The following is a 9480-nucleotide window of genomic DNA, read 5'->3' as shown; positions in this document are numbered from 1 at the left end:
GACTTCCTGGCGGGGCACTCGATCGGTGAGCTGTCGGCGGCGCATGTGGCGGGCGTCCTCTCGCTGGACGACGCCTGCGCGCTCGTGGCGGCCCGCGGCCGCCTGATGGAGGCGCTGCCCGAGGGCGGCGCGATGGTGGCCGTGCAGGCCACCGAGGCCGAGGTGACGGCCGCCCTGGTCGACGGGGTGTCGATCGCCGCGCTCAACGGACCGTCTTCCACGGTGATTTCGGGTGACGAGGAGCCGGTTCTCGCGGTCGCGGCCGCCTTCGAGGGCCGTAGGACCAAGCGGCTCACGGTCTCGCACGCGTTCCATTCCCACCGTATGGAACCGATGCTCGCGGAGTTCCGCGCGGTGGCCGAGAGCCTGTCGTACGAGTCCCCGAGCATCCCGGTTGTGTCGAATCTGACGGGCGTGTTGGCGACGGCCGCCGAGCTGTGTGATCCGGAGTACTGGGTCCGCCATGTCCGTGAGGCGGTCCGCTTCGCCGACGGGGTGCGGACGCTCGCCGAGGACGGGGTGACGACGTTCGTCGAACTCGGCCCGGACGGTGTGCTGTCGGCGATGGGGCAGGAGTGTCTGCCCGAGGGGTCCACGGCCGTGCTCGTGCCCGCGCTGCGCCGTGAGCGCGCCGAAAGTCTCGCGTTGACCTCGGCGCTCGCCGAGGCGCACGTGCGGGGCGTCCCGGTGGACTGGGCGGCGTTCTTCGCGGGCCGGGACGCGCGTGCCGTGGACCTGCCGACCTACGCCTTCCAGCGCGAGCGGTACTGGCCGGACGCCCCGGCCGGCGCGGAACCCGCGGACGGGACGGACGCCGCGTTCTGGGACGCGGTGGAGCGTGCCGACGCGGCGACCGTGGCCGAGACCCTGGAGGTCGGGCAGGACTCGCTCGACGCGGTGCTCCCGGCACTCGCCTCCTGGCGCAGGCGGCACCGCAGCCGGAACGCGGCGGACTCCTGGCGGTACCGGATCGGCTGGCGGACGGTCGCGGACGTACCGGAGCCGGTGCTGTCGGGCACCTGGCTCGTGGCGCTGCCGGAGGACGGCGAGGGCGACCCGTGGACCGTCCGATGCGGGCCGGCGCTGACCTCGCGCGGCGCACGGGTGCTGCCGGTGGTGGTCGGCGCCGACCAGGCCGAGCGTGCCGTGCTCGCCGAGCGGATCGCCGCCCTGGTCGCCGAGGCCGACGGCCCGGTGACCGGCGTGGTGTCGCTGCTGGCGCGGGCCGAGGAACCGAACGTACGCGTGCCGGCCGTGCCGTCCGGCCTGGCCGGGACGCTCGCGCTGGTGCAGGCGCTGGGCGACGCCGGGGTACAGGCACCGCTGTGGTGCCTGACGACCGGGGCCGTGTCGGTGGGCCGGTCGGACCGTCCGGCCCATCCGGAGCAGGCGCTGATCTGGGGGCTGGGCCGGGTGGCCGGCCTGGAGCACCCGGACCGCTGGGGCGGTCTCGTGGACCTGCCCGAGACACCGGACGAGCGGTCCGTGGCCCGGCTGACCGCCGTGCTGGCGGGCCACGCGGACGAGGACCAGTTGGCGATCCGCCGCGCCGGGGTGTTCGTACGACGGCTGAACCGGGCCGCTCGGGCGACGGCCGCCGAGCCCTGGCAGGTCGCCGGGACCGTGCTGGTGACCGGCGGAACGGGCGCCCTGGGCGCCGAGGTCGCGCGCTGGCTCGCGCGGCAGGGGGCCGCCCGGCTGCTGCTGACCAGCCGACGGGGCATGGCCGCCGAGGGCGCCGCCGCCCTGCGGGACGAACTGGCCGCGCTCGGCACCGAGGTGACCGTCGCCGCCTGCGACGCCGCCGACCGGGACGCGCTGGCCGCCCTGCTGGCCTCGGTGCCGGACGAGCAGCCGCTCACCGCCGTCGTCCACGCGGCCGGTGTGCTCGACGACGGTGTGCTGGACGGACAGTCGCCGCAGCGGTTCGCCGAGGTCCTGCGGTCCAAGGCGGACGCGGCCCGCACCCTTCACGAACTGACGGCGGATCTGAAGCTGTCCGCGTTCGTGCTGTTCTCCTCGGTCGCCGGCACGCTGGGCAACGCGGGCCAGGCCAACTACGCGGCGGCCAACGCGTATCTGGACGCGCTGGCCGAGCGGCGCAGGGCCGACGGACTGCCCGCGACCTCGATCGCGTGGGGCCCCTGGGCCGGCGCGGGCATGGCCTCCGGCGCAGACTCCGACGACGACCGGCTGCGCCGCCTCGGCCTGGCCCCGATGGACCGCGAGCCGGCCGTCGAGGCACTGCGCCGAGCCGTGGAGAGCGGGGCGGCGCTGACCGTCGTCGCGGACATCGACTGGACCCGGTTCACCGGCGTGTTCACCGCGGAGCGCCCGAGCGCCCTGCTGGCGGACCTGCCCGAGGCCCGCGAGCACGTCACCGGCACGGACCGGGCGGCGTCCGGCAGCTCCGAGGAATGGCGGCAGCGGATCGCCGCGCTGCCCACGGAAGAACGGGAGGCGGCACTGCTGTCGCTGGTGCGCGACCAGGTCGCCCTCGTCCTCGGGCACGCCTCGGCGACCGCCGTCCCGGCCGACAAGGCGTTCAAGGAGGCCGGCTTCGACTCGCTGGCCGCCGTCCAGCTGCGCAACCGGCTCGGTCAGGTCACCGGCCTCCGGCTGCCCGCCACCTCGGTCTTCGACTACCCGACCCCGGCCGCGCTCGCCCGGTTCCTGGTGGCGGAGCTGGCCGGTTCGACGGCCGCCGAGCCGGTGCCGTACGCCGCCGTCGCCACCGGCGTGGACACGGAACCGATCGCCATCGTGGGCATGGCCTGCCGTTTCCCCGGCGGGGTGACGTCCCCCGAGGAGCTGTGGGAGCTGGTCACCGGCGGCGGGGACGCGATCTCCGGCTTCCCCACCGACCGCGGCTGGGACCTGGAACGGCTGTACCACCCGGACCCCGACCACCAGGGCACCTCGTACACCCGGGCCGGCGGCTTCCTCCACGACGCGGCCGACTTCGACGCCGGCTTCTTCGGCATCAGCCCGCGCGAGGCGCTGGCCATGGACCCGCAGCAGCGGCTGCTCCTGGAGACCTCCTGGGAGGTCCTCGAACGGGCCGGCATCGACCCGGTCTCGCTGAAGGGCAGCCGGACCGGTGTGTTCGCCGGCATCAGCAACCAGGACTACGGCGTCCTGTCCGGCGCCTCCTCGGACGCCGCCGAGGGCTACATCGGCACCGGCAACGCGGGCAGCGTGCTCTCCGGCCGGGTCTCCTACACCTTCGGCTTCGAGGGCCCGGCCGTGACGGTGGACACCGCCTGTTCGTCCTCGCTGGTCGCCCTGCACCTCGCGGCGCAGGCCCTGCGGTCCGGCGAGTGCTCCATGGCCCTGGCCGGCGGTGTGACGGTGCTGTCGACCCCGGGGCTCTTCATCGAGTTCTCCCGCCAGCGCGGACTGTCCGAGGACGGCCGCTGCAAGGCGTTCTCCTCCTCCGCGGACGGGACGGGCTGGGGTGAGGGTGTGGGCATGCTGCTGGTGGAGCGGTTGTCGGATGCGGAGCGCAATGGGCATCCGGTGCTGGCGGTGCTGCGGGGCAGTGCGGTGAACCAGGACGGTGCGTCCAATGGTCTGACGGCGCCGAACGGTCCGTCGCAGCAGCGGGTGATCCGGCAGGCGTTGGTGAACGCGCGGTTGTCGGCGTCCGAGGTGGATGTGGTCGAGGCGCACGGTACGGGTACGACGCTGGGTGATCCGATCGAGGCGCAGGCGTTGCTGGCCACGTACGGCCAGGATCGTGACGGTGGCCGGCCTCTGTGGCTGGGGTCGGTGAAGTCGAACATCGGTCATACGCAGGCTGCCGCGGGTGTGGCGGGTGTGATCAAGATGGTGTTGGCGATGCGGCACGGTGAGCTGCCGCGCACGCTGCACGTGGACGAGCCGTCGCCGCATGTGGACTGGTCGTCGGGGGCGGTGGCACTGCTGACCGGCCACACACCGTGGCCGGCGGCCGAACGGCCCCGCCGCGCCGGCGTCTCCTCCTTCGGCGTCAGCGGCACCAACGCCCACGTGATCCTCGAACAGGCACCTGCCGCCCCGCACCCCACGCCGGCCCCCGAGCCGACGGGAGCGCCGCAGGACCGGCCCACCGCCTGGCTGGTGTCCGGCGCGACCGACGCGGCCCTGCGCGACCAGGCGGCCCGTCTGCTGGCCCGGATGCGCACCGAGCCCGCCCCCGCCGTCACGGACGTGGCGCACGCCCTGTACACCGGCCGGACCGCCCTGGAACACCGGGCGGCGGTCGTCGCCCGGCACCGGGACGACCTCCTGGACGGGCTGCGGGCCCTCGCCGTGGGCGAGAGCGCCCCCGGCCTGGTCCGGGGCACCGCCGGACCCGGCGGCAGGGTCGTCTTCGTCTTCCCCGGCCAGGGCGCCCAGTGGGCCGGGATGGCCCGCGACCTCATGGCGTCCTCGGACGTCTTCCGGGAACAGCTGCTGGCCTGCCAGGACGCCCTCGCCCCGCACGTCGACTGGTCGTTGCTCGACGTGCTCGGCGAGACGGACGGCGCACCGTCGCTCGACCGCGTCGACGTCGTCCAGCCGGTGCTGTTCGCGGTCATGGTCTCGCTCGCCGCGCTCTGGCGCGCCTGCGGAGTGCACCCCGACGCCGTGATCGGACACTCCCAGGGCGAGATCGCCGCCGCCTGCGTGGCCGGCGCCCTCACCCTGCCGGACGCGGCGCGTGTCGTCGCCCTGCGCAGCCGGGCGCTGGTCGCGCTCGCCGGACACGGCGGCATGATGTCCGTCGCGCTGCCCGAGGCCGAACTCGGCCCCTGGCTGGCCCCGTGGGCCGACCGGCTCGCCGTCGCCGCGCTCAACGGGCCCTCTTCCGTGGTGCTCTCCGGCGATCCCGAGGCGCTCGACGGGCTGCACGCCGAACTGACCGCCGCCGGGATCCGGGCCCGCCGGATCCCGGTGGACTACGCCTCGCACTCGCCGCAGGTCGAGTCCATCCGCGCGGAACTCCTGGAGCTCCTGGCCCCGATCACGCCGGCCGCCTCCCGGGTGCCGTTCCACTCCACGGTCACCGGCGAACGCCTCGACACCACGGGCCTGGACGCGGAGTACTGGTACACCAACCTGCGGCAGACCGTGCAGTTCGCGCCGACCCTCCGCACCCTGCTCGACGAGGGCCACCGGGTGTTCGTCGAGATCAGCCCGCACCCCGTGCTGTCCATGGCCGTCCAGGAGACCCTCGACGCGGGCGACGAGCCGGTGCTCGACGGCACCGTGGTGGGCTCCCTGCGCCGCGACCAGGGCGGAGCGGACCGCTTCCTCACCTCGCTCGGCGAGGCCCACACCCGGGGCACCCGCGTCGACTGGGCGGCCGTGCTCGGCGACCCGGGCGCGGACCGGGCCGCGCCGCTCGGTGACGGCGGCACGGACGGGCCCGGAACCGGCGCGCCCCGCGCGCAGGGCCCGCACCCGCTCCGGGTGGACCTGCCGACGTACGCCTTCCAGCGGGAGCGGTTCTGGCCCACGCCCGCCGCCCCGGCGGTCCGCGCCGCCGACCCGACGGAGGAACGCTTCTGGGCGGCCGTCGAACAGGAGGACCTGACGGCGCTGGCGGAAGCCCTGCGCGTCGGCGCGGCGGACGACCGCTCCAAGCTGGGCGCCGCCCTGCCCGTCCTCTCCTCGTGGCGGCGCCGCAGCCACGACCTCGGCACCCTGGACGGCTGGCGCCACCGGATCGACTGGCAGCCGCTGCCCGAACCGGCCCCGCACACCCCGTCCGGCACCTGGCTGCTGCTGGTCCCGCCGGCACCGGCGGCGCGACGGACGGCCGACGACCTGGCCGACCTGGCGGCCCGCACCCTCCGGGTCCCGGTGACCGCCGACGACACCGACCGCACGGCCCTCGCCGCACGCCTGCGCGAGATGTCCGACGGGGTCGACGGCATCCTGTCCCTGCTCGCCCTGGACGAGACCGCGCACCCCGCCCACCCCGAACTGCCCCTCGGCCAGGTGCTCAACCTGACCCTGATCCAGGCGCTCGGCGACCTCGGGGCCGGCGCCCCGCTGTGGTGCGCCACCCGCGGCGCCGTGGGGACGGACGGAGACGACCCGGTGGCCGGCCCGCTCCAGGCGCTGACCTGGGGCCTGGGACGGGTGGCCGGACTCGAACACCCCAGGCGCTGGGGCGGTCTCGTGGACCTGCCGGAACGCATCGACGCCGCCGCCCGCACCCGGCTGCGCGGCCTGCTCGCCGACCCCGGCGACGAGGACCAGCTGGCCCTGCGCGCCTCCGGCGTCCTCGGCTGCCGACTCGTACCCGTGCCCGCCGCCACCCCGGCCGAAGGCCGCACCTGGCGGCCCCGCGGCACCGTACTGGTCACCGGCGGCACCGGCGCGCTCGGCGGCCAGGTCGCCCGCCTGCTGGCCCGGGGCGGCGCGGACCACGTGGTCCTGGCGGGCCGGGCCGGACCCGCCGCCCCGGACGCCGGCACGCTCGAGGCCGAACTGACCGCACTCGGCGCCCGGGTGACGACGGTGGCCTGCGACGTGGCCGACCGGGACGCGCTCGCCGCCCTGCTGCCCGAGATCCAGCGCGAGCACCCGCTCACCGCGGTCTTCCACACCGCGGGCGTCAACCGGCTGGCCACCCTGGACACCCTCGACCACGCCGAACTGGCCGAGGTGGCCCGCGCCAAGGTCCGCGGCGCGGCCCACCTCGACGAACTGCTCCACGACCACCCGCTCGACGCGTTCGTCCTGTTCTCGTCCATCGCGGGTGTCTGGGGCAGCGCCGAGCACGCCGCCTACTCCGCCGCCAACGCCTACCTGGACGCGCTCGCCCAGCACCGCCGGGCCCGCGGACTCGCGGCCACCTCGGTGGCCTGGGGGCCGTGGGCCGAACGCGGCATGGTCGCCGACCACATCGCCGGGGACACCCTCGACCGGCGCGGGCTGCCGCTGCTGCCGCCCCGGCTGGCGATCGAGGCGCTGCAACACGTCCTGGACCGGGACGAGACCTACCCGGTGGTCGCGGACGTCGACTGGGAACGGTTCGCCACCGCCTTCACCGCGGCCCGCCCCAGCCCGCTGCTGAGCGGCGTGCCCGAGGTCCGCGAACTGCTGGCCGCCGCCGGGACGAAGGACACCGACGAGGACGGCACCGCGCGGTGGCGCCGACGACTCACCGGGCTCACCGCGTCCCAGCGCAAGCGGGCCCTGGTGGACCTGGTGCGCGGCGAGGTGGCGACCGTCCTCGGCCGCGGCGGCGCGGAGACCGTCGAGGTGGGCAGGCCGTTCAAGGACGTCGGCTTCGACTCGCTGACCTCGGTGGAACTGCGCAACCGGCTCAACGAGGCCACCGGGCTGCGGATCCCCGTCACCGCCGTGTTCGACCATCCGACCCCGGCCGTGCTCGCGGAGTTCCTGCGCGAACAGATCCTCGGCCCCGACACGGAACCCGAACCGGCGGACGTCCCCGCCGACGAGGCGGAGACCAGACGCGTCCTCACCTCCATCCCGCTCGCCCGGCTCCAGGAGGCCGGACTGCTGGACGCCCTGCTGAGACTCGCCGACGGCCCCGCCGCCGACGAGCCGGCACGGCCGGAGCCGCAGGCCGAGGCCGGCGCGATCGACCTGCTGGACGTCGAGGGGCTCATCCAGCTCGCGCTCGACAACCCCGACTCCTGACGACGCCCGAAGTGTGAGGCACAACATGACCGCAACCACCGACAAGGTCGTCGAAGCGCTCCGGGCGTCCCTCAAGGAGACCGAGCGCCTGCGACAGCAGAACCGCGAACTCGCCGCGGCCGCCCACGAGCCGGTCGCCGTCGTCGGCATGGCCTGCCGCTACCCCGGCGGCGTCGGCTCGCCCGAGGACCTCTGGCGGCTGGTGACCACCGGCGGCGACGGCATCTCCGGACTGCCCACCGACCGCGGCTGGGACCTCGACGGGCTCTACGACCCCGACCCGGAGACCTCCGGCACCACCTACGTCCGCGAGGGCGGCTTCCTGCACGACGCCGGGGACTTCGACCCCGCACTGTTCGGCATCAGCCCGCGCGAGGCGCTCGCCATGGACCCGCAGCAGCGCCTGGTCCTGGAGACCTCCTGGGAGGCGCTGGAGCGGGCCGGCCTCGACCCCCGCGCACTCAAGGGCACCCGCACCGGCGTCTTCGCCGGCGCCAGCCATCAGTACTACGGCCCCCGGCTCCACGAACCGGCCGAGGGGGTCGAGGGACACCTGCTCACCGGCAGCGCGACCAGCGTCCTGTCCGGCCGCGTCGCCTACGCGCTCGGCCTGGAAGGCCCGGCGGTCACCGTCGACACGGCCTGCTCCTCGTCGCTCGTCGCGCTCCACCTGGCCGCCCAGGCCCTGCGGTCCGGTGAGTGCACCCTCGCCCTGGCCGGCGGTGTCGCCGTGATGGCGACCCCCGGCCCGCTGGTCGAGTTCAGCCGCCAGCGCGGCCTGGCCCAGGACGGCCGCTGCAAGGCCTTCTCCGCCGACGCGGACGGCATGGGCATGGCCGAGGGCGTCGGCATGCTCCTCCTGGAACGGCTGTCGGACGCACAGCGCAACGGCCACCCGGTCCTCGCGGTGATCCGGGGCTCGGCCGTGAACCAGGACGGCGCGTCCAACGGCCTCACGGCCCCGAACGGCCCCTCCCAGCAGCGCGTGATCCGCCAGGCCCTCGCCAACGCCCGGCTCTCGGCCACCGACGTCGACGTGGTGGAGGCCCACGGCACCGGCACCCGCCTGGGCGACCCCATCGAGGCCCACGCCCTGCTCGCCACCTACGGCCAGGGCCGCGACGGCGAACAGCCCCTGTGGCTGGGCTCGGTGAAGTCCAACATCGGCCACACCCAGGCCGCCGCCGGCGTCGCGGGTGTCATCAAGATGGTGCTCGCGATGCGGCACGGCCACCTGCCGCGCACCCTGCACGTGAACGAGCCCTCACCCCAGGTCGACTGGTCCACGGGCGCGGTGGAACTGCTCACGGAGGCACAGGAGTGGCCTTCGGCGGACCGGCCGCGCAGGGCGGCGGTGTCGTCGTTCGGGATCAGCGGCACCAACGCGCACACGATCATCGAGCAGGCGCCGCAGAGCGCCCCGGCCGAGGAACCGGTCACGGCCGTGACCTCGCCCACCGTGCCGTGGGTGCTGTCCGGCCGCACCCGGGCTGCGCTCCGCGCACAGGCCGCCCGCCTGGCCGAGCACGTACGGGCCCGTCCGGAACAGAAGCCGGGCGACCTCGCCCTGTCCCTGGCGACCTCCCGCACGGCACTGGACCACCGTGCCGCGCTGATCGGCACCGACCGCGAGGAACTCCTGACCGGCCTGACAGCACTGGCCGAGGACCGCGATACCCCCACCCTGCGACGGGGTGAGGTCGCCGGGGACGGCCTGACAGCCTTCCTGTTCACCGGGCAGGGGTCGCAACGGGTCGGCATGGGCCGGGAGTTGTACGAGTCCTTCCCGGTGTTCGCCGAGGCCTTCGACGCGGTGTGTGCGCGGTTCGGGGATCT

At 75.3% G+C, this 9480-nt stretch carries 2 protein-coding genes; both read left to right on the top strand.

What is annotated here, in order from left to right:
• A partial coding sequence (locus IE275_RS45345) for a type I polyketide synthase (RefSeq protein ID WP_189718559.1) occupies window positions 1-7644 on the top strand: 7644 nt, incomplete at its 5' end.
• 25 nt (window positions 7645-7669) lie between these two features.
• A partial coding sequence (locus IE275_RS45340) for a type I polyketide synthase (protein ID WP_229871438.1) occupies window positions 7670-9480 on the top strand: 1811 nt, incomplete at its 3' end.

Source organism: Streptomyces phaeofaciens, assembly GCF_014648915.1.
GTDB lineage: Bacteria > Actinomycetota > Actinomycetes > Streptomycetales > Streptomycetaceae > Streptomyces > Streptomyces phaeofaciens.
This window is presented reverse-complemented; position numbering and strand designations above follow the sequence as displayed.